At 67.8% G+C, this 24,668-nt stretch carries 21 protein-coding genes; 9 read left to right on the top strand and 12 right to left on the bottom strand.

Annotation, left to right across the window (positions count from 1 at the left end):
• Positions 1-30: 30 nt before the first annotated feature.
• The gene (locus M5C96_RS13025; protein ID WP_272569509.1) at positions 31-1,527 is read right to left on the bottom strand and encodes a methyl-accepting chemotaxis protein; all 1,497 of its coding nucleotides are present in this window, start codon (positions 1,525-1,527) and stop codon (positions 31-33) included.
• 212 nt (positions 1,528-1,739) lie between these two features.
• On the opposite strand from M5C96_RS13025, the gene dapC reads away from it, so the two are divergent.
• From dapC to M5C96_RS13055, 6 genes are all read left to right on the top strand, one after another.
• Positions 1,740-2,942, top strand: coding sequence for a succinyldiaminopimelate transaminase (gene dapC / locus M5C96_RS13030; RefSeq protein WP_272569510.1), 1,203 nt, complete (start codon positions 1,740-1,742; stop codon positions 2,940-2,942).
• 8 nt (positions 2,943-2,950) lie between these two features.
• Complete coding sequence (dapD, locus tag M5C96_RS13035) at positions 2,951-3,775, top strand: 2,3,4,5-tetrahydropyridine-2,6-dicarboxylate N-succinyltransferase (protein WP_272569511.1); 825 nt, start codon at positions 2,951-2,953, stop codon at positions 3,773-3,775.
• A 71-nt stretch (positions 3,776-3,846) separates the two neighbouring features.
• Positions 3,847-5,007 carry a PilT/PilU family type 4a pilus ATPase gene (locus tag M5C96_RS13040; RefSeq protein ID WP_272569512.1) on the top strand — a complete coding sequence of 387 codons (1,161 nt, stop codon included), beginning with the start codon at positions 3,847-3,849 and terminating at the stop codon, positions 5,005-5,007.
• A gap of 40 nt (positions 5,008-5,047) precedes the next feature.
• Entirely contained in the window at positions 5,048-6,223 is a 1,176-nt protein-coding gene (gene dapE / locus M5C96_RS13045) for a succinyl-diaminopimelate desuccinylase (RefSeq protein WP_272569513.1), read from the top strand.
• Positions 6,220-7,161: a 50S ribosomal protein L3 N(5)-glutamine methyltransferase gene (gene prmB / locus M5C96_RS13050; protein WP_272569514.1), complete on the top strand. Its 942-nt coding sequence runs from the start codon at positions 6,220-6,222 to the stop codon at positions 7,159-7,161. The genes dapE and prmB overlap by 4 nt, the downstream gene beginning before the upstream one ends.
• 143 nt (positions 7,162-7,304) lie before the next feature.
• Positions 7,305-9,347: an ABC-F family ATP-binding cassette domain-containing protein gene (locus M5C96_RS13055; RefSeq protein ID WP_272569515.1), complete on the top strand. Its 2,043-nt coding sequence runs from the start codon at positions 7,305-7,307 to the stop codon at positions 9,345-9,347.
• 409 nt (positions 9,348-9,756) lie between these two features.
• On the opposite strand, the gene phbB is transcribed toward M5C96_RS13055, so the two are convergent.
• The 3 genes from phbB to M5C96_RS13070 all read right to left on the bottom strand — a co-directional run bounded on the left by phbB (position 9,757) and on the right by M5C96_RS13070 (position 13,736).
• Positions 9,757-10,494 carry an acetoacetyl-CoA reductase gene (gene phbB / locus M5C96_RS13060; protein WP_272569516.1) on the bottom strand — a complete coding sequence of 246 codons (738 nt, stop codon included), beginning with the start codon at positions 10,492-10,494 and terminating at the stop codon, positions 9,757-9,759.
• Between the two features lie 218 nt (positions 10,495-10,712).
• Positions 10,713-11,894 (bottom strand): acetyl-CoA C-acetyltransferase, encoded by a 1,182-nt coding sequence (locus tag M5C96_RS13065; protein ID WP_272569517.1) that lies wholly within the window; start codon positions 11,892-11,894, stop codon positions 10,713-10,715.
• A 108-nt stretch (positions 11,895-12,002) separates the two neighbouring features.
• Entirely contained in the window at positions 12,003-13,736 is a 1,734-nt protein-coding gene (locus M5C96_RS13070) for a PHA/PHB synthase family protein (protein ID WP_272569518.1), read from the bottom strand.
• A gap of 133 nt (positions 13,737-13,869) precedes the next feature.
• On the opposite strand from M5C96_RS13070, the gene M5C96_RS13075 reads away from it, so the two are divergent.
• The gene (locus M5C96_RS13075) at positions 13,870-14,217 is read left to right on the top strand and encodes a hypothetical protein (protein WP_272569520.1); all 348 of its coding nucleotides are present in this window, start codon (positions 13,870-13,872) and stop codon (positions 14,215-14,217) included.
• Here M5C96_RS13075 and M5C96_RS13080 read toward each other — a convergent pair.
• Both M5C96_RS13080 and maiA read right to left on the bottom strand, forming a co-directional pair.
• On the bottom strand, positions 14,125-15,036 hold the full coding sequence (locus M5C96_RS13080) for a polyphenol oxidase family protein (RefSeq protein WP_442867379.1): 912 nt from the start codon (positions 15,034-15,036) through the stop codon (positions 14,125-14,127). The genes M5C96_RS13075 and M5C96_RS13080 overlap by 93 nt on opposite strands.
• An 8-nt stretch (positions 15,037-15,044) precedes the next feature.
• The gene (gene maiA / locus M5C96_RS13085) at positions 15,045-15,713 is read right to left on the bottom strand and encodes a maleylacetoacetate isomerase (protein ID WP_272569521.1); all 669 of its coding nucleotides are present in this window, start codon (positions 15,711-15,713) and stop codon (positions 15,045-15,047) included.
• 159 nt (positions 15,714-15,872) lie between these two features.
• On the opposite strand from maiA, the gene M5C96_RS13090 reads away from it, so the two are divergent.
• Complete coding sequence (locus M5C96_RS13090) at positions 15,873-16,568, top strand: fumarylacetoacetate hydrolase family protein (protein ID WP_272569522.1); 696 nt, start codon at positions 15,873-15,875, stop codon at positions 16,566-16,568.
• Positions 16,569-16,662: 94 nt separating this feature from the next.
• Positions 16,663-17,211, top strand: a complete 549-nt coding sequence (locus M5C96_RS13095; protein ID WP_272569524.1) for an NUDIX hydrolase — start codon at positions 16,663-16,665, stop codon at positions 17,209-17,211.
• 134 nt (positions 17,212-17,345) lie between these two features.
• Here the strand turns inward: M5C96_RS13095 and M5C96_RS13100 are convergent, their stop codons facing one another.
• The 6 genes from M5C96_RS13100 to M5C96_RS13125 form a co-directional block, all read right to left on the bottom strand.
• Entirely contained in the window at positions 17,346-18,128 is a 783-nt protein-coding gene (locus M5C96_RS13100) for a transporter substrate-binding domain-containing protein (RefSeq protein WP_442867380.1), read from the bottom strand.
• 187 nt (positions 18,129-18,315) lie between these two features.
• Positions 18,316-18,540 carry a hypothetical protein gene (locus tag M5C96_RS13105; protein WP_272569525.1) on the bottom strand — a complete coding sequence of 75 codons (225 nt, stop codon included), beginning with the start codon at positions 18,538-18,540 and terminating at the stop codon, positions 18,316-18,318.
• Positions 18,537-19,067, bottom strand: a complete 531-nt coding sequence (locus tag M5C96_RS13110) for a type VI secretion system amidase effector protein Tae4 (RefSeq protein ID WP_272569527.1) — start codon at positions 19,065-19,067, stop codon at positions 18,537-18,539. Before M5C96_RS13110 ends, M5C96_RS13105 begins: the two co-directional genes overlap by 4 nt.
• Positions 19,068-19,161: 94 nt before the next feature.
• The gene (locus M5C96_RS13115; protein ID WP_272569528.1) at positions 19,162-21,735 is read right to left on the bottom strand and encodes a penicillin-binding protein 1A; all 2,574 of its coding nucleotides are present in this window, start codon (positions 21,733-21,735) and stop codon (positions 19,162-19,164) included.
• A gap of 118 nt (positions 21,736-21,853) precedes the next feature.
• Complete coding sequence (gene ligA, locus M5C96_RS13120; RefSeq protein WP_442867391.1) at positions 21,854-24,130, bottom strand: NAD-dependent DNA ligase LigA; 2,277 nt, start codon at positions 24,128-24,130, stop codon at positions 21,854-21,856.
• A gap of 39 nt (positions 24,131-24,169) precedes the next feature.
• Complete coding sequence (locus M5C96_RS13125; RefSeq protein WP_272569529.1) at positions 24,170-24,646, bottom strand: hypothetical protein; 477 nt, start codon at positions 24,644-24,646, stop codon at positions 24,170-24,172.
• Positions 24,647-24,668 lie beyond the last annotated feature (22 nt).

Genomic DNA, 24,668 nt, shown 5'->3' on the forward strand with positions numbered 1-24,668 from the left:
TCTCCTGCGGGTGGAAGCGCCCGACCAGGATCAGGCCGCAGCGATGAGCGACTTGTAGACGCCGCAGCCCAGGTAGATCTCCCCGGCCTTGCACACGAACGACATCTTGGTCTGCACCCGGCCGGTGGCCGGGTTGGTGATGTTGTACTCCACCCACCCCGGCCCCTGCTCGGCCTGGCCCGCGATGGACGCCATCAGCGCCGCACCGTCGATGCCGGGAATGTCCTGCACGCGGGAACCGACCTTGGCCGGATTGCCGCCGAAGGCCAGGTAGGTGCCGTCCGGACGCAGCGCGAACACATACATGTCCCGGTCGTGGAAAGGCTGGGCCGGGTCCGTCAGCGTGCGCAGCAGGCTGGCCTGCGGCGCCGTGCGCGCCAGGGCCGCAGCCCGCTCCACCAGCGCCTTGGCCTCGTCGGCCGTGCCCTGCTGCAGGCGGAACGACATCACCGCCCGCGAGAGCGTGGAGGCCCGGTGTTCCAGCGCCTCGGCCTGGTGCACGGCCTGGCCCACCATCTGGGCGTTGCGCTGGGTGATCTGGTCGAGCTGCTGCACGGCGGCGCTGATTTCGCTGAGGCCGGTGCTCTGCTCGGCGCTGGAGGCCGAGATCTCGCTCACGTTGGAGGCCACGCTGCGCACGCCGCCCGCCATCTCGGCGATGCCCGAGCCCGCCGCCCGGATCAGCTGCGCGCTGGTCTCCACCTGGCGCACGGAGTCGCCGATGAGGTCGCGGATCTCGCGCGCCGCCGCGCCCGATCGCCCGGCCAGCGAGCGCACTTCCGACGCCACCACGGCGAATCCCCGGCCCTGCTCACCCGCGCGGGCCGCCTCCACCGCCGCGTTCAGCGCCAGGATGTTGGTCTGGAAGGCAATGCCGTCGATCACCGCCGTGATCTCGGCCATGCGGCTCGCCCCCTGCTGAATGTCCTCGACCGACTGCACCGCCCGGCCCATGGCCTGCGCTCCCGCATCGGCCGAGGTGCGCACCTGGGCCGCCTGCTGGTCCGCCGAGCGGGCGGTTTCGGCGTTCTGCTGCACGGCGGAGGACAGTTGTTCGACGCTCGCGGCCGTCTGCTCCAGATTGGCGGCCTGCTGCTCGGTGCGCTCGGCCAGCGCCCGGTTGTCCGCGGCCAGGCTCTCGCCGGCATGGGCGACCAGCGCGGCATTGCTGCGGATGTCGGCCACCATCGACGACAGCATGAGCACCATGCGCTCCAGCAGGCCACCCAGTCGGGCCATTTCGTCCTGCCCCGGGATGCGCGGCCGCGCCCCCAAGTCGCCGCGCGCCGCGCTGTCCATGGCATGGGCCAGCACCGCGAGGTCGTCCGCCATGCCGCGGTGCATCGCCGCCGCCAGGTAGGCGACCAGGACGCTTCCGGCAGCGAACCACCACCACCGCCCCTGTGTGGCCAGCGCCACGGCCAGCATCGATGCCAACGCGGTGCCCGACAGCAGCGCCATCTTGGCGGGCAACGCCAGGCGGCGCATCAGCCGCACGCCCGGCCCCATTGGCGAAAATGAACCCATTCCGATGTCTCCCCAAGCGCTTTTAGTGCGCGAATGCTAGAGGCTGCGACTTACGCACGATTGACACACGCCAAGCGCGAAACGGTGCTTACGGCGACGAACACGGTGCGCGCCGGCCCGCCACCACCGCCCTGCCCGAGCCGTCCCCGGGCCACTGCCGGTGGGCGCGTGCCCGGCGGAAGACCGCGCTCCATCCACCATAATGGCGGCCCATGAATCCCCTGCTCTCCCACCTGCAGCCCTACCCATTCGAGCGGCTGCGACAGCTCTTCGCGGGGGTCACGCCCCCGGCGTCGCACCGCGCCATCAGCCTCGGCATGGGGGAACCCCGCCACCCCACGCCCGCCTTCATCAAGGAAGCGCTCAACCAAAGCCTGTCGGGCCTGGCCAGCTACCCCGCCACGGCCGGCGAGCCGCGCCTTCGCCAAGCCTGCGCCGACTGGATGCAGCGGCGCTACGGCCTGGCGGTGGACGCCGCCACCCAGGTGCTGCCCATCAACGGATCGCGCGAGGCGCTGTTCGCCTTCGCGCAGACCATCATCGACCCAACGCGCGCGGGCGCAACGGTGGTTTGCCCCAATCCCTTCTATCAAATCTACGAAGGCGCGGCGCTGCTGTCGGGCGCCACGCCCTACTACGCGCCCAGCGACCCGGCCCGCAACTTCGCCGTGGACTGGGACAGCGTGCCCGAGAGCGTCTGGCAGAACACGCAGCTGCTCTTCGTGTGCTCCCCCGGTAACCCCACGGGCGCGGTCATGCCGCTGGCCGAATGGCAAAAGCTCTTCGAGCTGAGCGACCGCCACGGCTTCGTCATCGCCTCGGACGAGTGCTACAGCGAGATCTACTTCCAGGGCGAACCGCCGCTGGGCGGGCTGGAGGCCGCGGCCCAGCTCGGCCGCGCCGATTTCCGCAACCTGATCGCCTTCACCAGCCTGTCCAAGCGCAGCAACGTGCCCGGCCTGCGCAGCGGCTTCGTGGCGGGCGATGCCCGGCTGATCCAGGCCTTCCTGCTCTACCGCACCTACCATGGCAGCGCCATGGGCCCGGCCGTGCAGGGCGCGAGCATCGCGGCCTGGAACGACGAGCAGCACGTGGACCAGAACCGCGCGCTCTACCGCCGCAAGTTCGAAGACGTCACGCCGCTGCTGGCCCGCGTGATGGACGTGGCGCTGCCCGACGCGGGCTTCTACCTCTGGGCCCGCGTGCCCGACGCCCTGGGCCTGACCGATGCGCAGTTCGCCCGCGAACTGCTCGCTCAATACAATGTGACGGTGCTGCCCGGCAGCTACCTCGCTCGCGAGGCCGGCGGCGTCAACCCCGGCGCGCAACGCATCCGCATGGCCCTGGTGGCCGAGGCCGAAGAATGCGTGGAGGCAGCCCAGCGCATCGTGCAATTCATCCAATCCCATCCCTGAACCGACCCATGACCCAACAACTTCAGACCCTCATCGACAACGCCTGGGACAACCGCGCCAGCCTCTCGCCCGCCGCGGCCCCCAAGGAGGTGCAGGATGCCGTGGAACACGTGATCGCCGAGCTGAACAACGGCAAGCTGCGCGTGGCCACGCGCGAAGGCGTCGGCCAGTGGACGGTGCACCAGTGGATCAAGAAGGCCGTGCTGCTGTCGTTCCGCCTCAAGGACAACGAAATCATGAAGGCCGGCGAGCTGGGTTTCTACGACAAGGTGCCCACGAAGTTCGGCCACCTGTCGGCCCAGGAAATGGCCGCCACCGGCGTGCGCGTGGTGCCCCCCGCCGTGGCGCGCCGCGGCAGCTACATCGCCAAGGGCGCCATCCTGATGCCCAGCTATGTGAACATCGGCGCCTACGTGGACGAAGGCACCATGGTCGATACCTGGGCCACCGTGGGCAGCTGCGCGCAGGTGGGCAAGAACGTCCACCTGTCCGGCGGCGTGGGGCTGGGCGGCGTGCTGGAGCCGCTGCAGGCCAACCCGACCATCATCGAGGACAACTGCTTCATCGGCGCGCGCTCGGAAATCGTCGAAGGCGTGATCGTGGAAGAGAACTCGGTCATCTCGATGGGCGTGTACATCGGCCAGAGCACCCCCATCTACGACCGCGCCACCGGCGAGACCAGCTTCGGCCGCGTGCCGGCCGGCTCGGTCGTGGTGAGCGGCAACCTGCCCAAGGACAATGGCCGCTACAGCATGTACGCCGCCATCATCGTCAAGAAGGTGGATGCCAAGACCCGCTCCACCACCAGCCTGAACGACCTGCTGCGCGACTGACCGCACCGCCCCGGATCCGATCCGCCCGTCCACCCGCGACCCGCACCCCGACGAACGAAAGAGCAATCCCCATGAGCACGATGGAACGGATTCTTCGACTGATGGCCGAAAAGCGGGCGTCGGACGTGTACCTGTCGGCCAACGCGCCGGCGCTGATCAAGATCAATGGCGAGTGCGTGCCGATCAACAGCCAGGTGCTTCCGGCCGACGCGCCGAAGAACCTGCTGGCCGAGATCGTCTCGCCCGACCGCATCGAGGAGCTGGAGGAAACCGGCGAACTCAACATGGGCGTGCCGCTCACCGGCGTCGGGCGCTTTCGCGTGAGCGCCATGCGCCAGCGCGGCAGCTACGCGGTGGTGATCCGCTTCATCGCGCAGCACATTCCGCCGCTCGCCTCGCTGAACCTGCCGCCGGTGCTGAGCGACCTCATCCTGGAAAAGCGCGGGCTGCTGCTGGTCGTCGGGGCCACGGGCTCGGGCAAGAGCACCACGCTCGCCTCGATGATCGATAGCCGCAACGAGCAGCTCACCGGCCACATCCTGACCGTGGAAGACCCGGTGGAATACCAGTTCCGCAACAAGAAGTCGATCGTGAACCAGCGCGAGATCGGCGCCGACACGCAGTCGCTGCAGACCGCCCTGAAAAACGCCCTGCGCCAGGCGCCCGACGTGATCCTGATCGGCGAAATCCGCGACCGCGAGACCATGTCCGCCGCCATCGCCTACGCGCAGTCGGGGCATCTGTGCCTGGCCACCCTGCACGGCAACAACAGCTACCACGCGCTCAACCGGATTTTGAGCTTTTACCCCGTCGAGGTGCGCCCCACCATGCTGGGCGACCTGGGCTCGGCGCTCAAGGCCATCGTCTCGCAGCGCCTGGTGCGCACCCCGGCCGGCGAGCGCGTACCCGCCGTCGAGGTCATGCTCAACACCAAGCTGGTGGGCGACCTGATCGAGAAGGGCGACTTCTCGGGCGTGCGCGAAGCCATGGAAAAGTCCATGGCCGAAGGCTCGCAGACGTTCGAGGAGGCGCTGGCCCAGCTCATCCTCGAAGGCCGCATCGACCGCAAGGAAGGCATGGCCTATGCCGACTCGCCCACCAATCTGATGTGGCGGCTGCAAAACGATTTCTCCCTGGCCTCCAAGAACGCCAAAGCCCAGAGCGAGGCCGCGCGGGAAGAGGAAGACCAGCCGTCCTTCACCGAGATCGTGCTGGACGTCAAGCCGTCCTGACCTGCCCCGCCCTCCTTCGCCCGAACCGCCTGCCCACACGATGTCCCGAACCCTGCACCTGGCCGAACAGCTCATTGCCCGCCCCTCCATCACCCCGAACGACGCGGGCTGCCTGGAGCTGCTGGCCGACCGCCTGCGGCCGCTCGGCTTCGACTGCGAACGCATGGACAGCGGGCCGGACGATTTCCGCGTCAGCAACCTTTGGGCAAAACGGCCTGCAGCACAATCAGCACTAGGGCATGGCGCTATCAAAACCGTAGTATTCGCCGGCCACACCGATGTGGTGCCGACCGGCCCCGTCGATCAATGGGGCAGCGATCCCTTCACGCCCATGCACCGCGGCGGCAAGCTCTATGGCCGCGGCGCGAGCGACATGAAGACCTCGATCGCCGCCTTCGTCGTCGCCGTGGAAGAGTTCCTGGCGGCCACGCCCGAGCCGGACCTGCAGATCGCGTTCCTGCTCACCAGCGACGAAGAAGGCCCCTCGGTGAACGGCACCAAGGTGGTGGTCGATCGTCTGCGCGAGCGTGGCGAGGCGCTGCATTACTGCATCGTGGGTGAACCCACTTCGGTCGAGAAGACCGGCGACATGATCAAGAACGGCCGCCGCGGCACCCTCAGCGGGCGGCTCACCGTTCGGGGCGTGCAGGGCCACATCGCCTACCCGCAACTGGCGCGCAACCCCATCCACCAGGCCCTGCCGGCGCTGGCCGAACTGGCCGCCATCCGCTGGGACGAGGGCAACGCCTTCTTTCCGCCCACCAGCTGGCAGATCAGCAACATGCACGGCGGCACGGGCGCGACCAACGTCATCCCGGGTGCGGTGATGATCGACTTCAACTTCCGCTTTTCCACCGAATCGACGGCTGAGGGCCTGAAGCAGCGCGTGCATGCGCTGCTGGACCGCCATGGCCTCGAATACGGCCTGTCCTGGACCTTGGGCGGCCAGCCCTTTCTCACGGAGCCCGGCGAACTGGTGCGGGCCGTGCAGCAGGCGGTGCTGGATGAAACGGGCCTGGACACCGAGCTGTCCACCACCGGCGGCACCAGCGATGGCCGGTTCATCGCGCAGATCTGCCCCCAGGTGATCGAACTGGGTCCGCCCAACGCCACCATCCACAAGATCGACGAGCACGTGGTCGTGACCGACATCGAGCCGCTGAAGAACATCTACCGCCGCACGCTCGAGCATCTGAACGCACAGGCGGCCGCATGAGCGAAACGGCGCAAACCACCGGGGCTCAGGTGCATGGCGACACGGTCGGCGCCCTGATCGCCTCCGGGACCGCGCGGCTGGAGGCCTCGGGCGTGGCCTTCGGTCACGGCACCGCCAATGCACGCGACGAGGCTGTGTGGCTGGTGCTGTGGCGCCTGGGCATTGCCTTGGACGAGCCGCTGGACGATGGCCTAGAGCCCGTATCCGCCCGTCCCGTGGCTGCGGCCGATCAAGCCCGCGTGGCCGCGCTCTTCGAAGAGCGCATCGCCACCCACAAACCCGCGGCCTACCTGACGCGCGAGGCGTGGCTGCAGGGCGTTCCGTTCTATGTGGACGAGCGGGCCATCGTGCCGCGCAGCTTCATCGCCGAACTGCTGGTGAACCCGCCACCGGACGGCGGCATCGACGGGTTTCTGGGCGAGCAGACGCGTGCCGTGCTGGACCTGTGCACTGGCAACGGCAGCTTGGCCATCCTGGCGGCCATGGTCTATCCGGACGTGCAGGTCACCGGGGCCGACATCTCGCCTGACGCGCTGGCCGTGGCCCGCATCAACGTGGACAAGCACGGCCTGCAAGAGCGCGTGGCCTTGCAACAGTCCGACGGGCTGGACGCTGTGCCGGGCCCGTGGGACCTGATCCTCTGCAACCCCCCCTACGTGAATGCCCAGAGCATGGCGGCGCTGCCCCAGGAGTACCTTGCCGAGCCCGCACTGGCCCTGGCCGGTGGCCCGGATGGCATGGACTTCGTCCGCGGCCTGCTGGCGCAGGCGCCCGGCTGCATGAGCGAAGACGGCGTGCTGGTGCTGGAGATCGGCAACGAGCGCAGCCATTTCGAAGCCGCCTTTCCGGACCTGCCTGTGTTCTGGCTCGACACGAGCGCTGGCGAGGACCAGGTGCTGCTGATCACCCGCGAGGCACTGGTGACACACCCGACCTGATTTCGCACTGCCGACCGGGGCGCCCAAGCGCCCTGCTCCCTTCGCGCGGGCTGCCGTTTGCGGCGCGCGCCGGGCTGGTGCTTGCCATCCAGCCCCCCGTTTTTTCTTCGGGCGTTTTTGAACGCCTTTGCTGGTTCTTATCGATGATCACACTCAAAAACGTCACCTTGCGCCGCAGCGCCAAGGTCCTGCTCGACCGCGTCTCCGTCACCATCAACCCCGGGGAGAACGTGGGCCTGGTCGGGCGCAACGGCGCGGGCAAATCCAGCCTGTTCGCACTGCTCAACCGCACGCTGCACGAGGATGGCGGCGACTTCTTCATTCCACCGCAGTGGCGCATGGCCCAGGTCGCGCAGAACATGCCGGAGACCTCGGAATCGGCCACCGAATTCGTGCTCAACGGCGACACGCGACTGGCCGAACTGCGCCAGGCCTTGGTCCAAGCCGAGCAGGACGAGGACGGCATGGCCATCGCGCATGCCTATTCCGACCTGGCCGATGCGGGCGACCATGATGCCGTGCCGCGCGCCCAGGCGCTGATCCTGGGCCTGGGGTTCCGCGTGTCCGAGCTGGAACACCCCGTGAACAGCTTCTCCGGCGGCTGGCGCATGCGCCTGCAGTTGGCGCATGCGCTGATGAGCCCCAGCGACCTGCTGCTGCTCGATGAACCCACCAACCACTTGGACCTGGACGCTCTGGTGTGGCTGGAAGCGTGGCTCAAGCGCTATGCCGGCACTCTGATCGTCATCAGCCATGACCGCGAATTCCTCGATGCCATCACCAACGTCACGTTGCAGATCGAGAACGCCCAACTGAACCGCTACGGCGGCAACTACAGCCGCTTCGAGGAACTGCGTGCCCAGCAGATCGAGCTGCAGCAGGCCTCGTTTGCCAAGCAGCAGGACAAGATCGCCCACCTGCAGAAGTTCATCGACCGCTTCAAGGCCAAGGCCAGCAAGGCCAAGCAGGCACAAAGCCGCGTCAAGGCGCTGGAGCGCATGGAAAAGATCGCGCCCCTGCTGGCCGAGGCGGAGTTCACTTTTGAATTCAAGGAGCCGGTCAACCTGCCCAACCCCATGCTGGCGATCAGCGACGCGTCGTTCGGGTACACGCCCGAGGAAGGCGAGCCGACGACCATCCTGCGGCACGTGAGCCGCTCCGTGCTGGCAGGCCAGCGCATCGGCATCCTGGGCGCGAACGGCCAGGGCAAGTCCACGCTGGTCAAGACCATCGCGCGCGAGATGAAGCCGCTGGCCGGCTCGGTCATCGAGGGCAAGGGCTTGTCGATCGGCTACTTCGCGCAGCAGGAACTGGACGTGCTCCGACCTTCCGACAATCCGCTGGAGCACATGATCCGCCTGGCCAAGGAACTGGGCCCCAACGCCCGCGAGCCCAGCCGCGAGCAGGACCTGCGCAGTTACCTGGGCAGCTTCAACTTCTCCGGCGACATGGTCAAGCAGTCGGTCGGCACGATGAGCGGCGGCGAAAAGGCCCGCCTGGTGCTGGCGATGATCGTCTGGCAGCGCCCCAACCTGCTGCTGCTGGACGAGCCCACCAACCACCTGGACCTGGCCACCCGCGAGGCGCTGTCCATGGCGCTCAACGAGTTCGAAGGCACCGTGATGCTGGTCAGCCATGACCGGGCGCTGCTGCGGGCGGTGTGCGATGAATTCTGGCTGGTGGGACGCGGTGTGGTCGGCCCGTTCGACGGCGATCTGGACGATTACCAGCGCTACCTGCTCGAGGAATCCAAACGCCTGCGCGAGCAGGCCAAGGCGGCCGAGTCAGCGGCTGCGTCGGCACCCGTGGCGGTGGTGGCCGTTGCGCCGGTGGCAGCGCCCGTTGCCCCAGCGCCTTCGGTGACGCCCGCACCAGTGGCCGCTGCGCCCGTAGCGCGCGATGCGCGGGAGCAACGCAAGCTGGGTGCGCAGGCCCGGCAGCAGCTGGCCGAGAAAACCCGCCCGTTGAAGCGCGAACTGGAGAAGGTCAACCAGCGGTTGGCCGCGCTCACCGCCGAGAAAGCCGAGATCGAGGAACGCCTGACCCAGCCCCTGCCGCCGGCCGAAATCGCGGAAAACGGGCGCCGGCTGAAAGCCTGTGCCGATGAAACCGACCAGCTCGAAGAGCGTTGGCTGGAAATTTCATCCGAGGTGGAAGCTCTCGAATCTCAAGCCAGCGAAGCGTAAAACCATGTAACCATTGCCACTGAATTCCGATTCAGTGGCAAATGGGGCCTCATTGATTAGCTACGTTTTTAGGAGCAAAAAAATCGCCGCCAACTGGTTGCGTTTTTTTGCATTCTTCTGTCAACGGGCCTTCCGGGCGGGGCGTTGTTCATCCATCACAGGAGATAACCGTATGACTACCACCGCTATCATGTCCGCCTGGCCCGAAGACGAACGCGACCGCAAGCGCGCACCGGCCCGCCTCTGAGGGCTGGCGCTTCGGCCCAGAAGGCTCAGGTCACCTCGCCCCCACAGCCTCCGCCAGCGCCTCCTTCCCTTCTCCCCATTTCCTCCCCCCAAATTGAAAAAACCCCGCCTCGGCGGGGTTTTTGTTGCCTTGAGGGCTGCCGCGAAAAGCGGCATCCGCCGATCAGCCCATGTGCAAGCCGCCGTTGACCGAGAAATCGGCCCCCGTGGCGTAGCCGCCCTCTTCCGAGGCCAGCCAGGCGATGATCGATGCAATCTCGCTCGGTTCGCCCAGGCGTTTGACCGGAACGGTGGCCACGATCTTTTCCAGCACGTCGGGACGGATGGCTTTCACCATGTCGGTGCCGATGTAGCCCGGGCTCACGGTGTTCACCGTCACGCCCTTGGTCGCCAGTTCCTGCGCCAGTGCCATCGAGAAGCCGTGCATGCCGGCCTTGGCGGCGGAATAGTTGGTCTGGCCGGCCTGGCCCTTCTCGCCGTTCACGCTGCTGATGTTGATGATGCGGCCCCAGCCTTTTTCCACCATGTCGCCCACGACCTGCTTGGTCACGTTGAACATGCTGTTGAGGTTGGTTTCGATGACCGCGTCCCAGTCTTCGCGCGACATCTTGAGGAACATGCGGTCGCGCGTGATGCCCGCGTTGTTCACCAGCACGTCGATGGTGCCGTGATCGGCCTTCGTGGCCGTGAAGGCATCCACGGTGGAATCCCAGTCGCCGACATTGCCCACCGAGGCATGGAAGGTGTAGCCCAGCGCCTTTTGCTCGGCCAGCCACTTGGCGTGGTCGCGCGTGGGCCCGCAGCCCGCGATGACCTTGAAACCATCCTTGTGCAAACGCTGGCAGATGGCCGTTCCGATGCCACCCATGCCCCCTGTGACATACGCTACTTTCTGGTTCATGTGAGTTCTCCTTATCAACGATTCACGCGAGCACTCTAACCAAGATTCCACGCCCGGCCGCTGAGGAAAACACCGAGCCACACAAATTTTGACAAAGCCATGCGGGCCCCGCGTGCTATCAGAACCGCAGCAGCCACGCCGCGGGCGAAAAAAAGCCGCACCGAAGTGCGGCTTTTGTCTTCATGCAGAAGGGCCGCGGTCAAGGGACCGCGCGCCGTTCAGGCCCGCTCGACCGCCAGCGACACACCCATGCCGCCGCCAATGCACAGGGCGGCCACGCCCTTCTTGGCGCCGCGGCGCTTCATCTCGTGCAGCAGCGTGACGAGCACGCGGCAGCCGGACGCCCCGATGGGATGGCCGATGGCGATGGCGCCGCCGTTCACGTTCACCTTGGCGGCATCCAGGCCCAAAGCCTGGTTCACCGCGCAGGCCTGGGCGGCGAAGGCCTCGTTCAGCTCGAACAGGTCCACGTCGTCCGCCGTCCAGCCGGCGCGCTTCAGGGCTTTGCGGGTCGCCGACACCGGGCCCATGCCCATCGTGGCGGGATCCAGGCCGCTGGTGCCGTAGGACACGATGCGTGCCAGGGGCTCCAGGCCCAGTTCGGCGGCCTTCTTGGCGCTCATCACGACCACGGCGGCGGCGCCGTCGTTCAGGCCCGACGCATTGCCCGCGGTGACGGAGCCGGCCTTGTCGAAGGCCGGGCGCAGGCCCGACAGGGCTTCCGCATTGGTCTTGCGGTTGAGGTACTCGTCGGCGTTGAAGAGCACGGGGTCGCCCTTCTTCTGCGCCAGGCTGACGGTCACGATCTCATCGGCGAACTTGCCGGCGTCCTGCGCCGCGGCGGCCTTCTGCTGGCTGCCCAGGGCCAGCGCGTCCTGCTGCTCGCGGGTGATGCCGTGTTCCTTGGCCACGTTCTCGGCGGTGATGCCCATGTGGTACTGGTTGTACACGTCCCACAGGCCGTCGACGATCATGGTGTCGGTCATCTTCCAGTCGCCCATGCGCTGGCCTTCGCGCGAACCATTGAGCACGTGGGGCGACAGGCTCATGTTCTCCTGGCCGCCGGCCACCACGATCTCGCTGTCGCCCGTGGCGATGGCCTGGGCGGCCAGCATGACGGCCTTCAGGCCCGAGCCGCAGACCGCGTTGATGGTGAGGGCGGGGGTTTCCTTGGCCACGCCGGCCTTCATCATGGCCTGGCGTGCGGGGTTCTGGCCGACGCCAGCCGTCAGCACCTGGCCCATGATGACTTCGCCGACCTGGTCCAGCGGCACCTTGGCGCGGGCCAGGGCCTCCTTGATGACGATGGCGCCCAGTTCGGTGGCGGGGGTCTTGGCGAGTGCGCCGCCGAACTTGCCCACGGCCGTGCGAACGGCGGAAACGATGACGATGTCTTCCATATCAGTCCTTTTTGTGCAGAAACGGGAATCTTGAAATCGGGGAGCCCGGCGGGCGCGGCACGCCCGTGCGGCCGATTGTGTCAGCCGCCCGGCGCACACACCGCGGCGTCAGGCTTTTTGCTTGACGTAGCGCCCCGGCGCCGGTTCGGTGGCCTTGAAACGCGTGCCACGGCCATAGGCCTTGGGCGCCGCGACTAGCTTGCCCGCATGGCCCTTGAGCCAGCGCGACCAGTCGGTCCACCAGCTGCCGGGGTGCTCGGTGGCGCCCTTGAGCCATTCGTCGAGCGTGCCGGGCAACTGGCCGTCCTCGCGCAGCCAGTGGCTGCGCTTTTTCTTGGCGGGCGGGTTGATCACGCCGGCGATGTGTCCGGACGCCCCCATGGCGAAGCGCTTCTTGCCCGGCAGCACCTGGGTGGAGGCATAGGCCGCATCAATGGGCACGATGTGGTCCTCGCGCGAGCCGTAGATGTACACCGGCAGATCCACGAGGTTCAGGTCGATGGCCTCGCCGCACACCGTGAGCCGGCCGGGCCGCACCAGATTGTTCTCGAGGTAGAAATTGCGCAGGTACCAGGCATAGAAGGGCCCGGGCAGATTGGTGCTGTCGCTGTTCCAGTAGAGCAGGTCGAACGGCGGCGGCGTCTCGCCCTTGAGGTAATTGCCCACCACGTAGTTCCACACCAGGTCGTTGGGCCGCAGGAAGCTGAACGTGGAGGCCAGGTCCTGCCCCTTCATCATGCCGCCCTTCCCCATCTGCAGCTCGCGGAACTGCACGAACGCCTCGTCGATGAACACGTCCAGGATGCCGGTGTTGGAAAAGTCGATGAGCGTGGTGAGGAAGGTGGCGCTCGCCACCGGCTCTTCGCCGCGCGCGGCCAGCACGGCCAGCGCATTGCTCAGGATGGTGCCGCCCACGCAGAAACCCAGGGCGTTGATCTGCGCCGCGCCGGTGATGTCCTGCACCGTGCCGATGGCGGCCAGCGCGCCCTCTTGCACATAGTCGTCCCACGTTTTATGGGCCAGCGAATCGTCGGGATTGCGCCAGCTCACGACGAAGGTGCGGTGCCCCTCGCTCACGGCATGGCGGATCAGCGAGTTCTCGGGCTGCAGGTCGAGGATGTAGAACTTGTTGATGCACGGCGGCACCATGAGGAAGGGCCGCTCGTGCACCTTGTCCGTGAGCGGCTTGTATTCGATGAGCTGGAACAGCGCGTTTTCGAACACGACCGCGCCCTCGGTGGTGGCCACGTTGCGGCCGACCTCGAACAGGCTTTCGTCGGTCATCGAGACGTGGCCCTGGCGCAGGTCGTGCAGCAGGTTGGCCACCCCTTTGGCGATGCTCTCGCCCTGCGTTTCGATGGCTTTCTTCTGGGCCTCGGCATTGAAGGCGAGGAAGTTGCTGGGTGCCATGGCGGCCATCCATTGCTCCACGCCGAACCGGATGCGCGCGCGAGTCTTGGCATCGGCTTCGACCGCATCGACCAGGCCCATGAGGGTGCGCGCGTTGAGCAGGTAGGCCGCCGCCGAGAAGGCCGCCACGGGGTTCTGGGCCCAGGCCTCGCTGCTGAAACGGCGGTCCGCGCTGGCGTTGGCCTGCGCGCCCTGCGTCCACAGCGTGGTGGCCTCCTTCACGTACTGCTGCTGCAGGGCCGCGAGCTTTTCGGGGGCGAACTGCACCGAAGCTGCAGGCGCCTTGGCGAAGGCGCCTGCAGCGCCCGCCGGGGCGGCCTGCTGGAAAGCCTGCATCGCCTGGGTCCAGCCCTTGCCCAGCATTTGCTGGAACTGCTGGAACTGCTGGAATGCCTGGGTGTCCGCTCCCCAGGGTGCTTCAGAATCCGCCATGTTCGTCTCCTCCACAAGAATATGCATGGCCGCGTCAGGGGCGGACCATTGCGGCCATTGTTGCCGAGCGGCGAGCACCGTGGCAACGCCGCTTGCCTTTTTTCACCAACTGCCTTCCAACCCAGGCCCTCACATGTATCTCGTTGTCATTGGATGGCTGTATGTCACGCTGCTGATGGCGGTGGCCGAAGCCATGGCCCCGAACGGCACGGTGCTCGGCGCCATCATCACCTTCGCCCTCTACGGGCTGCTGCCCATGTCGATCGTGGTGTACATCCTGGGCACGCCGGGCCGCAAACGCGCGATCCACGCGCGGCAGCTGGCCGAGCGCGAGGCCGCGCAGGCGGCAGCCGCAGGGCAGACGCCTGGCCCCACGCCAGCGCCGCCATCAGCCGTCGGCGGCGCGGTCGAGCCAGATGCAGGCAGCGAAGCGCCCGCTGCCGCCGAAGGCGCTGCCGTACCGGTGCGAAAAGAACCGTGACGGCTGGCCCACGGTGCACCACGCGGCGCTGCCGTCGTTGCCGTCGTTGCCGTAGACGCGGTCCACGCCCAGGGATTGCAGCCGCTGCCGCGCCAGGCCGGCGAGATCGGCGAGGTATTTGCCTCCGCCCTGAGGGCTGAAATTCCGGTCGGCCGCAGGCAGCGCGTCGCAGAACGCGGCGCGCACTTCCGGGCCCACTTCGAACGCCGTCGGGCCGATGCAGGGGCCCAGCCAGGCGATGCAATCTCCCCAGGAATCCGCCGCAGGCTCCGCCACGGATTCCAGCGCCTGCGAGGCAGATGCTACGTTTTTTATAGCATCATGCCCTAGTTCTGATTGCGCTGGAGGCCTAAAACACTCCAAGGCTGCTTCCAGCACGCCGCGGCCGTCCTGCCCTGCCAGCCCCCGCCAGCCCGCATGCGCGGCCGCCACGCGGGTGCCGCGCGCATCGGTCAGCAGCACCGGCAGGCAGTCGGCCACCATGATCGTGCAGGCCACACCCGGCCCGGTGGCCGTGCAGGCATCGGCCTCGGTGCCGTCCGGGGTTTCGGGGCCGAGCGCGGCCACCTGCCAGCCATGCACCTGGCGCAAGAAGACCGGCCGGGCCGTCTGGCCGTCACCCCAGCGCAGCGCGTCGCCAAGGATGCGCCGGTTGGCCTGAACCGCTTGCGGATCGTCCCCCACGTGGTCGCCCAGGTTGAGGGCGCCGTAGGGCGCGGCGCTGACACCGCCAGCGCGCGTGGTGCACAGCGCGCGCACGTGGGCGGGCGCCGGCCAGTCGGGCACCAGCCAATCGTGGCCCGGTGGTGGCATGGACATCGGGGCGATCAGGCTTCGTGGTCCGGGCAGGCGGACGGGTGCGCGCCCTGGAAGGCGGGGAGCGCCATGGCGGCTTCCCACGCGGCCATGGTGAGCGGCAGGCCGTCCAGGTTCACGCGAAAGCGCTGGGCATTGAAGATCTGCGGCACCAGGCAGCAGTCGGCCAGCGTGGGCACGTCGCCCCAGCAGAACTGGGAGGGGGCCAGTCCCGCAGCCTGCCGCTCCTGCGCCAGCAGGCCCAGCTGGCGTTCGAAGGCCGCCAGGCCGTTGCGCGTCCAGTGGTGGTACCAGGCGGTCTTGGTGTCTTCGCTCTGCTGCAGTTCCTGCGTGAGGTACTTGAGCACGCGCAGGTTGTTGATGGGGTGGATCTCGCAGGCGATCATCTGCGCCAGCGCCCGCACCTGGGCGCGGCCGAGCGGGTCGGCGGGCAGCAGGGGCGGCTCGGGGTGCGTCTCGTCGAGGTACTCGATGATGGCCAGCGACTGCGCCAGGGTGTGGCCGTCGTCGGTGACCAGCGCCGGCACGAGCGGATCGCCCAGCCGGTCGGCATAGGCGGGAAGGCGGTGTTCGGCACGCACCAGGTGCACCGGCACATAGTCGTAGGGCAGGCCCTTGATCCCCAGGGCGATGCGCACGCGGTACGAGGACGATGAACGGAAGTAGTTGAACAGCTTCATGGTGCGGCGAGCATAACGCCGCCCCGCCGGGGACAGCGACCACGCCGGCCCCGTGGCACACTGCCGGTTTGCGCCCGCGCCGGCACGATGCCGCCGCGCGGCCCTCGCAGCACCCGGCGCGGCCAGCCCCGCGCCGTCCCTTTTCGAAGAAAGGCAGACATGAGCTATGTGATTCCTCCCGCGGCCGTGGCCAGCGTGCCCGTCATCGGCACCGGCGACCGATTCCCCGTGCACCGCATCTACTGCGTGGGCCGCAACTACGAAGAACACGCCAAGGAAATGGGCTTCACCGGCCGCGAGCCGCCCTTCTTCTTCATGAAGCCCGCCGACGCCCTGGTCGTGGTCGATGCCGGCCAGACCGGCACGCTGCCCTACCCCACGCTCACCGCCAACCTGCACCACGAGATCGAACTGGTGGTGGCCATCGGCAAGGGCGGCAAGGGCATCACCGCGGCCGACGCGCTGCAGCACGTGTATGGCTATGCCGTGGGCCTGGACATGACGCGCCGTGACCTGCAGAACGACATGAAGAAGCAGGGCCGCCCCTGGGAGATCGGCAAGGCCTTCGAGCACAGCGCTCCCATCGGCCCCATCACGCCGGCCGCGCAGGCAGGCAACGTGGCGCAGGCCGCGATCTGGCTGCAGGTGAACGGCGCCGACCGCCAGCGCAGCAACGTCTCGCAGCTGATCTGGAACATCGCCGAAACGATCGAGCACCTGTCGGCCGCTTGGGAGCTGCAGCCCGGCGACCTGATCTTCACGGGCACGCCGGAGGGCGTGGCCGCCGTGGTGCGCGGCGACACGCTCGAAGGCGGCGTGGACGGCCTGGGCACGCTGCGCCTGGCCGTGGCCTGACAGCCCCTCGGGCCCCGCCCTGGCCGCACGGCCATCGGCCGGGGCCGGTGTTCCCGCTCCGACGCCCCACGACGCTTCATTTCCAGAAAAACGAATGACCTCCCGCAGCCCCATCAAGCACTGCCGCGAATGTGGAACGGCCGTGGTGTACCGCGTTCCCGACGATGGCGACACCAAGCACCGCGCCGTCTGCCCGGCCTGCCACACCATCCACTACGAGAACCCGCTGAACGTGGTGGGCACCGTGCCCGTGTGGCACGACCAGGTGCTGCTGTGCCGGCGCGCCATCGAACCGCGCCGGGGCAAATGGACCTTGCCCGCGGGGTTCATGGAACTGAACGAAACCACCGCGCAGGGCGCGGAGCGCGAGACCGACGAGGAAGCCGGCGCGCAGATCCAGATGGGGCCGCTGTTCAGCCTGCTGAACGTGCAGCACGTGGGGCAGGTGCATTTCTTCTACCTGGCCCAGTTGCTCAGCGACGCCTTCGATCCGGGCTACGAAACCCTGGAAGCGCGCCTGTTCACCGAGGACGAGGTGCCCTGGGACGAGATCGCCTTTCGCACCGTGAAGACCACGCTGGAGCGCTATTTCGCGGACCGCAAGGCAGGCAACTTCGGGCTGCACTGCGTGGACATCGACTGACCCGCCTGCCTTCGCGGGCTGGGCCCTGCCGCCGGTCCCATGGAAAAAGGGCGCAGCCACGTCACCGTGGCCTGCGCCCTTTGGCTTTTCGGGGGCCGCTACCGGCGCGGTCGCCCGAAGATGGCCTCAGCCGATCACTTGAGCCACTTGTCGGCCGACTGCTTGAGCGTGCCGCGGGCATCCAGCAGGCCCCAGACGAACTCCATCACGCGCGAATAGTCGGCATCGTCCTTGGGCAGCATGAAGCCCAGGGTGTTGGTGGGCGTGAGCGGCGCGTCGATGAACGCGGCGGTCAGGCGTGGGTCGGCCTTGGCGTAGTGCAGGGCTTCGTAGGTTTCGGTGATCATCACGTCGCCCTTGCCTTCCGCGATGAGTGCGGGGATCTCGGCGTTCTTGTCGTGCGTGCTGACCTGCGCGGCGGTCAGGTTCTGCAGCACGAAGGTTTCGTTGGTGCCGCCGGGGTTCTTGATGACGCGCACGGACGATTTGTTCAGGTCCTGCAGCGTCTGGTACTGGGCCTTGTCGGCCGTGCGCACCAGCGCCACCTTGCCGAACGGCGCGTAGCCGGGGAGCATCTCGATCTGGCGGATGCGCGTGACGTTGCGGGTGATTCCGCCCACGGCCACGTCGAACTTGTCGCCCTGCAGGTCCTTCATGAGGTTGGGCCAGCTCGTGGCCACGTATTCGACCTTCACACCCAGTTCCTTGGCCATGAGCTCGATCACGTCGATGTCGTGGCCGCTGTAGCCGGCATCGGTCTTGATGGCGAAGGGGCGGTAGTCGCCGGGCGTGCCCACGCGCAGGACCTTGCTTTCCATGATCTTGTCCAGCCGGGGGCCGGCGTGGGCAGCGGTCACGAGCGACAGGCAGATCACGGCGCCAGCGGCGACCAGGGAACGCATTTTTCGAGCAATCATGGCAAGGGTATCCAGAGGTTGAGGGGGAGGATCGCAACGGCGCGGCGGCCATGGCACCGGCCGCGAACGCACCGCCGGCAAGCATAGCGGAGAGCGGTCGCGCTGCGGTGCATGGCATGCGGAAAGCGCGTGTATGCGACACCCGTACCCGTCAACAACACGTTGGCACCCTCGAAAGCTATCGCGATCAAATCTTGCGCACGCGCCGCCGATGCAGTGCATAGCCGGTGATCGCGCCAACCAGCGTGGATGCCGGCAAAACCCCGAACACCAACACGATTGCCAACGTGTTGGATTGCTCATCATTGAGGGGGTAACCCGCCCCAAACAGGCGGTCGTAAGTCACAGAACCCAGCACGCCGAAGGCCGCGCCCAACAGTGCCCCGAAAATGACGTGGAGAGCGGCTTTCATGCGAGTTGCCAGAACCATACGGCCTGGGCTTTTTCCATATCGGAAACGTCGCTAAAAATGCTGTGGACGCCAAAACCGCCGATGCGTAAGTGAATGCGCAGCCATGACCCACGGTCGCTCAACCGGCTACCGTTCCATAAGTCGATGTGGTCCCCCTGCATTCCTGGCCCCCAGTAGTTTTGAAAGAATACGAGCCCAGTGCGGTCCTTCATGCCCGCACTGCTCTCTGCGTGACCGAATGCCTGTGCGCCTGTGAACTTTTCTATGCGGATCGGCAAGCGGGTTCCTCCAGCCGCCACCCAGTCGGCCACCTCCTGCGCACGGATCGGGTACTTCTCCGTACCCTGTTGCCAGGATCGCACCCCTCGAAATGTTTTGAAGTCCACGCCGGCACGCATGAGGGCGGCTGAAAAATTAATGGCGCACTGGTTTTCGTAGGCCGCTTTATTCAGCAGAGGCGCATCGCCTTTGACGTTTGGATGGTTTTTCCAGATATCTTGAAAGTTTGGCATTGCGCTGACGGTCATGCGTTTGTATTGCCCACCGGCAAATACCGGCCAGTGGCTTTCCCTTGGAGCCGGGCATTAGGAAGGCACGCTTGTGCGAGACTGATTCAAGATTTCAAGGCTTGGATTCGATGAAGAACGGCAGCCCGCCGCCCGCCGAGGCCGGCGCCATGGGCGCGGCGGCGTCGCCGGTGCCGCCATTCTGGGGAGAGGCCGGTGACGGCGCCGCAGGCTGCCCCAGTGAATGCGGCACCGCCGGCACGGTCGGCTGCCCGCCGAAGCTCGCGCCCGGCAGGTCGCCCCCCTCGATCGGCGTGGCCACGGGCGGCGCGTCGGGCGTGGCATCCTGCAGCGGCTTGAGCGGCGCCTCGGAAATGTCCGGGGCCTCGGACAGGTTCTGAGGCGCCGACGCCTCGGAGGCCGGGCGCATCGCGGGCTCGACCGGGGCCGTGCCCTGCGCGGGCGGCGGTGTGTCGGCGGCCGGACCGGTGCGGCGGCCGAACAGGTCGTAGACCCAGGTGCGCACGCCGCCCACGGCGCTGTCCACCCAGCCGCTCTTTTCCTCCTCGTCGATGAACCGCTCGCGCGCATCGATCACCTTGGTGCGAAGGGCCTGCTGGAACACCTCGCCCACTATGGGCAGCGCGCTGTGGGCGCCCTGCCCCCAGTAGTCGCTGCGCAGGGTGATGCGGCCATCGTTGAAGCCGGCCCAGGCCCCCGCCACCAGTTGCGGGTGCATCAGGATGAACCAGCCGTCGGTGTTGTCCTGCGTGGTGCCGGTCTTGCCCGCCACGTCGGCGGTGATGCCGTAGCGGGTGCGGATCGCGGCGCCCGTGCCCTTGTCGATCACGCCGCGCATGGCATCGCGCAGCGCCTGCACGGCCGGCAGTCCCGCGGCGCGCTCCGGATCGGCGGGCGCGAAGTCCTCCAGCACCTTGCCGTTCTTGTCTTCGATGCGCGTGATGACGATGGGCGCCCGGTACTGGCCGCCGTTGGCGATGGTTCCGTAGGCGGCCACCATTTCCTTGAGCGTGACGGGACTGGTGCCCAGAGCCAGCGAAGGCACCACGTCGAGCCGCGACTCGCGCACGCCCATGGCCTGCGCCCAACGCGCCACGCGCTCGGGGCCCACTTTCTGCATGACCTGCGCGGTGATGGTGTTCTTGGAGTACGCCAGGCCGTCGGCCAGGGTCATCGGGGCATTGCTGGGTGGGCCTTCATCGGTGGGCCGCCAGACCTGGCGGCCGCCCAGGGGAATCTCCACCGCCTCGTCCATCAGCGTGTCGGTGGGCAGCAGGCCATTGGCGAAGGCCGCGCCGTACACGAACGGCTTGAAGGTCGAGCCCGGCTGGCGGCGCGCGGCCTGCACGTGGTCGAAGGGGTCGGTGGCGAAATCGCGGCTGCCCACCCAGGCCCGGACCTCGCCGGTGCGTGGGTCCAGCGCCAGGAAACCGGCCTGCACGCGCGTCTTTTGCTGGCGCAGCTGGCGCATGAAAGAGGCGTCGTCCAGCAGGCCCTGCAGGGCTTCGTCGGGCGTGGCGCCCTTGGCCACGGCGGCCTCGTACTGCGCCGATTCGCGCACCAGTGCCTGCACCAGCGGGCCCTTGGGGTTCCAGGCGCTGCGCGAGGCCCAGGCGCCGTCGGCCACGCCCTGCAGCTGCCGGCCCTGGCGGGCGACCGCCTGGTTGGCGAGGGTCTGCAGGCGCGAATCGATGGTGGTGCGGACCACCAGCCCGTCGGCATACAAACTGTAGCCGTTGCGGTCGGCCCAGTCGATGAGCTGCTTGCGCAGCTGCTGCGCCAGGTGCGGCGCGGGGCCGGCGGTTTCGATCTGGCGCTCGAAGCGGATGCGCAGCGGCCGGCGCGACAGGGTGTCGTACTGCTCGGCGGAGAGCTTGCCGCGCTTTTTCATCTGCGACAGCACGGTGTTGCGCCGCTCCTGCGCGCGCTCGGGGTTGAGCACGGGGTTGTAGTAGCTCGTGCCCTTGAGCATGCCGATGAGGGTGGCGCTCTCCAGCACGGTGAGCTTGTCGGCCGACTTGTCGAAGTACGTGCGCGCGGCCATCTCGATGCCGTAGGCGTTGTACAGGAACGGCACGGTGTTCAGGTAGGTCTCCAGGATCTCGTCCTTGGAGTACAGCACCTCGATCTTGAGCGCGGTGATGGCCTCCTTCAGCTTGCGCGTGAGCGTGGGCGCGCGGCCGATGTCCTCGGGGTAGAGGTTTCGCGCGAGCTGCTGCGTGATGGTGGAGCCGCCCTGCTTGTCACCGCCCAGGGTGCGGATCAGCGCCGAGCCGGTGCGCCGCCAGTCGAGGCCGAAGTGGTCGTAGAAGCGGTGGTCCTCGGTGGCGATGAGCGCGTCCTTCACCGAAGGGGCGATGTCCTCCAGCGCCACCCATTCGCGGTTGACCCATTTGTATTCGGCCAGCAGGCGGCCATCGGCCGAGACGAGTTGCGCGGGCTGCTCGGTCTTGGCCTTGCGGATGTCGCTGATGGCTGGGGTGAACGGGACCAGGGCCAGCACGTACAGCAGCAGGGCCAGGGGCACGGCCAGCAGCGCCCAGAGCACCGCGCGGCGGGACCGCAGGTGGCGGGCGGCGAAGGCCCAGGCGCGCGCCAGCAGCGGCGCGGCGTGGCCCCGCCACGCGGCTGTCAGGCGCGCGCGCAGGGAAGCAAGCACAGGGGGCATCGGGGGCTCAATGGTCGAAATAGGCTCACGCCCTAGATTTATATGCCTTTATAGCTATCAAATGCATAGCAAATGCATAGCAAATGCATAGCAAATGCACGGTAGCGGCCGCGCATGCTCATGCGCTCTCGCGGCCCAGCAAGGCCAGCATGCCGGCCTCGTCGAGCACGGGCACGCCCAGCTCCTGCGCCTTCACCAGCTTGCTGCCGGCCTCCTCGCCGGCAACGACGTAGCTGGTCTTCCTGCTGACCGACCCCGCCACCTTGGCGCCGGCCGCCTCCAGCAGGTCCTTGGCCTCGTCGCGGCTCAGGGTGGGCAAGGTGCCGGTGAGTACGATGGTCTGGCCGGCCAGGGGCAGCACGGCCCGCTCGGCCGGCGCGCCCTCGGGCCAGGTGACGCCGCACCCCTCAGGCACAGGTTTTCGCAGCTGCTCGACGACCTCGCGGTTGTGCGGCTGGTCGAAGAAGGTGCGGATGGCCTCGGCCACGACCGGGCCGACGTCGTTCACCTCCAGCAGCTGCTCCACGCTCGCGTCCATGATCGCGTCCAGGCCGCCGAAGTGGCGCGCCAGGTCCTTGGCCGTGGCCTCGCCCACGTGGCGGATGCCCAGCCCGAACAGGAAGCGCGGCAAGGTGGCCTGCTTGGATTTCTCCAGCGCGGCCAGCACGTTCTGCGCCGATTTCTCCGCCATGCGCTCCAGGCTGCTGAGGGCGGTGAGGCCCAGGCGGTACAGGTCGGGCAAGGTGCGGATGACCTGGCCCTCGACCAATTGGTCCACCAGCTTGTCGCCCAGGCCCTCGATGTCCATGGCGCGCCGCGCGGCGAAGTGCAGGATGGCCTCCTTGCGCTGGGCGGCGCAGAACAGCCCGCCCGAGCAGCGGTGGTTGACCTCGCCCTTCTCGCGCACCACGGCGCTGCCGCAGATGGGGCACTGGCGGGGCATGCGGAAGTTGGGCACGTAGGGATGGCGCGGCGGTGCCGGCAGGCTGACGGGCGCATCACTGCCCGCTGCATCGGCCGCAGCGGCCATGTCCACCAGGTCCACAAGGTCCACCAGCGCATCCGTGGCTGCAGCGGCCGCGGGGCCAGCCGTGGCCCCGCGCTTGCCAGCCGGCTCGGGCACCGGCATGGCCGCGCCCAGCGCCGGCGGCACCACGGCCACGACTTCGGGAATCACGTCGCCCGCGCGCCGCACGATCACCTGGTCGCCCACGCGGGCCTTCTTGCGGCGCAGCTCGAACAGATTGTGCAGCGTGGCGTTGGTGACGGTCACGCCGCCCACGAACACCGGCGCCATCCGCGCCACGGGCGTGAGCTTGCCGGTGCGGCCCACCTGCACATCGATGCCGTCCATGCGCGTGACCATCTCCTGCGCGGGGTACTTGTGCGCCACGGCCCAGCGCGGCTCGCGCGTGACGAAGCCCAGCTGGCGCTGCAGGTCCAGGCGGTTGACCTTGTAGACCACGCCGTCAATGTCGTAGGGCAAGCGGTCGCGCGAAGCGCCGATGGCCTGGTGGAAGGCGATCAACTCGTCTGCGCCATGCGCCACGCGCACCTGCGCGGCCACGGGGAATCCCCAGCCTTTCAGCGCCTGCAGCATGTCGTAGTGCGTGCCGAAGTCGGGCCCGCCCTCGCCGGCTGACGTGACGTCGCCCAGCCCGTAGGCGAAAAAGCTCAGGGGCCGCTGCGCGGAGATGCCCGAATCAAGCTGGCGCACCGCCCCCGCCGCCGCGTTGCGCGGATTGACGAAGGTCTTGCCGCCGGCCTCGCGCTGGCGTTCGTTGAGCCGGTCGAAGTCGGCGCGGCGCATGTACACCTCGCCGCGCACCTCCAGCACCGGCGGGGCGCCGTTCCCGCCGCCCGTGGGCAGCGTCAAGGGAATCTGCCGGATGGCGCGCACGTTGTGCGTCACGTCCTCGCCGACTTCGCCGTCGCCGCGCGTGGCGGCCTGCACGAGGCGGCCGTTTTCGTAGCGCAGGCTCATGGCCAGGCCGTCGAACTTGGGCTCGGCCACGTATTCGACCGGCGCATCGCCCTCGGTGAGCTTGAGTTCGCGCCGTACGCGGGCATCGAAGGTGCGGGCGCCGCTGGCTTCGGTGTCGGTCTCGGTGCGGATGCTGAGCATGGCCACGCGGTGGCGCACGGGCGACAGGCCCTCCATCACCGCGCCGATCACTCGCTGGGTGGGCGAGTCGGGTGTGACGAGGTCCGGGTGGGCCTCTTCCAGCGCCTGCAGTTCACGGAACACCCGGTCGTACTCGGCGTCGGGCACCGTGGGTTCGTCGAGCACGTAGTACTGGTGGGCCCAGCGGTTGAGCTGGGCGCGCAGCGCGTCAATGGCCTTGGCGGGTTGCAGGGGCAGCGCGCCGGCTGCGGAAGGTTTGGAATCAGTCACCAAGGATGGAACCCAGAAAAGTAGGAGGCGCCTGCACGTTCACAGGAATGGCAGCGGGCATGGCGCGCTGCAGGAAATCCACGACCCGCGCATCGATCCGCCCGAACCCGGGGGCTCGCCCGCGTGGCGCTCGAACACGTAGCTGCGCTGCCCCGGCGTGCCCTTGACCACGATGGCCCGAACGTCTGCCATCGGCACCGCGACATGGCCGGGGCGCACGTTCTGGGGCAGGCTCAGGAAGACTTCCGAACCGTCGATGCGTACCAGGGGCTTGCCCATGCGGCCGAATTGGCGCCGGGCACGCCAACCGGCGATGGCGGGGGCGATGAAAAACCCCAGGTAGACCAGGCCAACGTAGTTGAACCTGCCGATGGTCCGGTACTGCCACAGCGCAACACCCGCGACCACCAGGCACCCGATGGCTGGCAACCACCGATCCAGGACGGCGTTCAAGGGGCGAAACAGCCCCTGGGGTGTTTCCACCACCGGGGGAAACAGCACGTGCCACCAGCGCATGGGGTGTCCTTTCGGCCCGGGA

The sequence above is a fragment of the Acidovorax sp. GBBC 1281 genome (genome assembly GCF_028473645.1).
GTDB lineage: Bacteria > Pseudomonadota > Gammaproteobacteria > Burkholderiales > Burkholderiaceae_C > Paracidovorax.

Excerpts from the sequence above, each read along its gene's own strand:
- M5C96_RS13055 (WP_272569515.1), top strand. The coding sequence starts at position 7,305 with ATGATCACACTCAAAAACGTCACCTTGCGCCGCAGCGCCAAGGTCCTG.
- dapD (WP_272569511.1), top strand. The coding sequence starts at position 2,951 with ATGACCCAACAACTTCAGACCCTCATCGACAACGCCTGGGACAACCGC.
- M5C96_RS13115 (WP_272569528.1), bottom strand. The coding sequence starts at position 21,735 with ATGCCCCCTGTGCTTGCTTCCCTGCGCGCGCGCCTGACAGCCGCGTGG.
- phbB (WP_272569516.1), bottom strand. The coding sequence starts at position 10,494 with ATGAACCAGAAAGTAGCGTATGTCACAGGGGGCATGGGTGGCATCGGA.
- M5C96_RS13110 (WP_272569527.1), bottom strand. The coding sequence starts at position 19,067 with ATGACCGTCAGCGCAATGCCAAACTTTCAAGATATCTGGAAAAACCAT.
- M5C96_RS13105 (WP_272569525.1), bottom strand. The coding sequence starts at position 18,540 with ATGAAAGCCGCTCTCCACGTCATTTTCGGGGCACTGTTGGGCGCGGCC.
- prmB (WP_272569514.1), top strand. The coding sequence starts at position 6,220 with ATGAGCGAAACGGCGCAAACCACCGGGGCTCAGGTGCATGGCGACACG.
- dapE (WP_272569513.1), top strand. The coding sequence starts at position 5,048 with ATGTCCCGAACCCTGCACCTGGCCGAACAGCTCATTGCCCGCCCCTCC.
- dapC (WP_272569510.1), top strand. The coding sequence starts at position 1,740 with ATGAATCCCCTGCTCTCCCACCTGCAGCCCTACCCATTCGAGCGGCTG.
- maiA (WP_272569521.1), bottom strand. The coding sequence starts at position 15,713 with ATGAAGCTGTTCAACTACTTCCGTTCATCGTCCTCGTACCGCGTGCGC.
- M5C96_RS13070 (WP_272569518.1), bottom strand. The coding sequence starts at position 13,736 with ATGGCGGATTCTGAAGCACCCTGGGGAGCGGACACCCAGGCATTCCAG.
- M5C96_RS13125 (WP_272569529.1), bottom strand. The coding sequence starts at position 24,646 with ATGCGCTGGTGGCACGTGCTGTTTCCCCCGGTGGTGGAAACACCCCAG.
- M5C96_RS13095 (WP_272569524.1), top strand. The coding sequence starts at position 16,663 with ATGACCTCCCGCAGCCCCATCAAGCACTGCCGCGAATGTGGAACGGCC.
- M5C96_RS13090 (WP_272569522.1), top strand. The coding sequence starts at position 15,873 with ATGAGCTATGTGATTCCTCCCGCGGCCGTGGCCAGCGTGCCCGTCATC.
- M5C96_RS13025 (WP_272569509.1), bottom strand. The coding sequence starts at position 1,527 with ATGGGTTCATTTTCGCCAATGGGGCCGGGCGTGCGGCTGATGCGCCGC.
- M5C96_RS13100 (WP_442867380.1), bottom strand. The coding sequence starts at position 18,128 with ATGATTGCTCGAAAAATGCGTTCCCTGGTCGCCGCTGGCGCCGTGATC.
- M5C96_RS13065 (WP_272569517.1), bottom strand. The coding sequence starts at position 11,894 with ATGGAAGACATCGTCATCGTTTCCGCCGTTCGCACGGCCGTGGGCAAG.
- M5C96_RS13040 (WP_272569512.1), top strand. The coding sequence starts at position 3,847 with ATGAGCACGATGGAACGGATTCTTCGACTGATGGCCGAAAAGCGGGCG.
- M5C96_RS13075 (WP_272569520.1), top strand. The coding sequence starts at position 13,870 with ATGTATCTCGTTGTCATTGGATGGCTGTATGTCACGCTGCTGATGGCG.
- M5C96_RS13080 (WP_442867379.1), bottom strand. The coding sequence starts at position 15,036 with ATGTCCATGCCACCACCGGGCCACGATTGGCTGGTGCCCGACTGGCCG.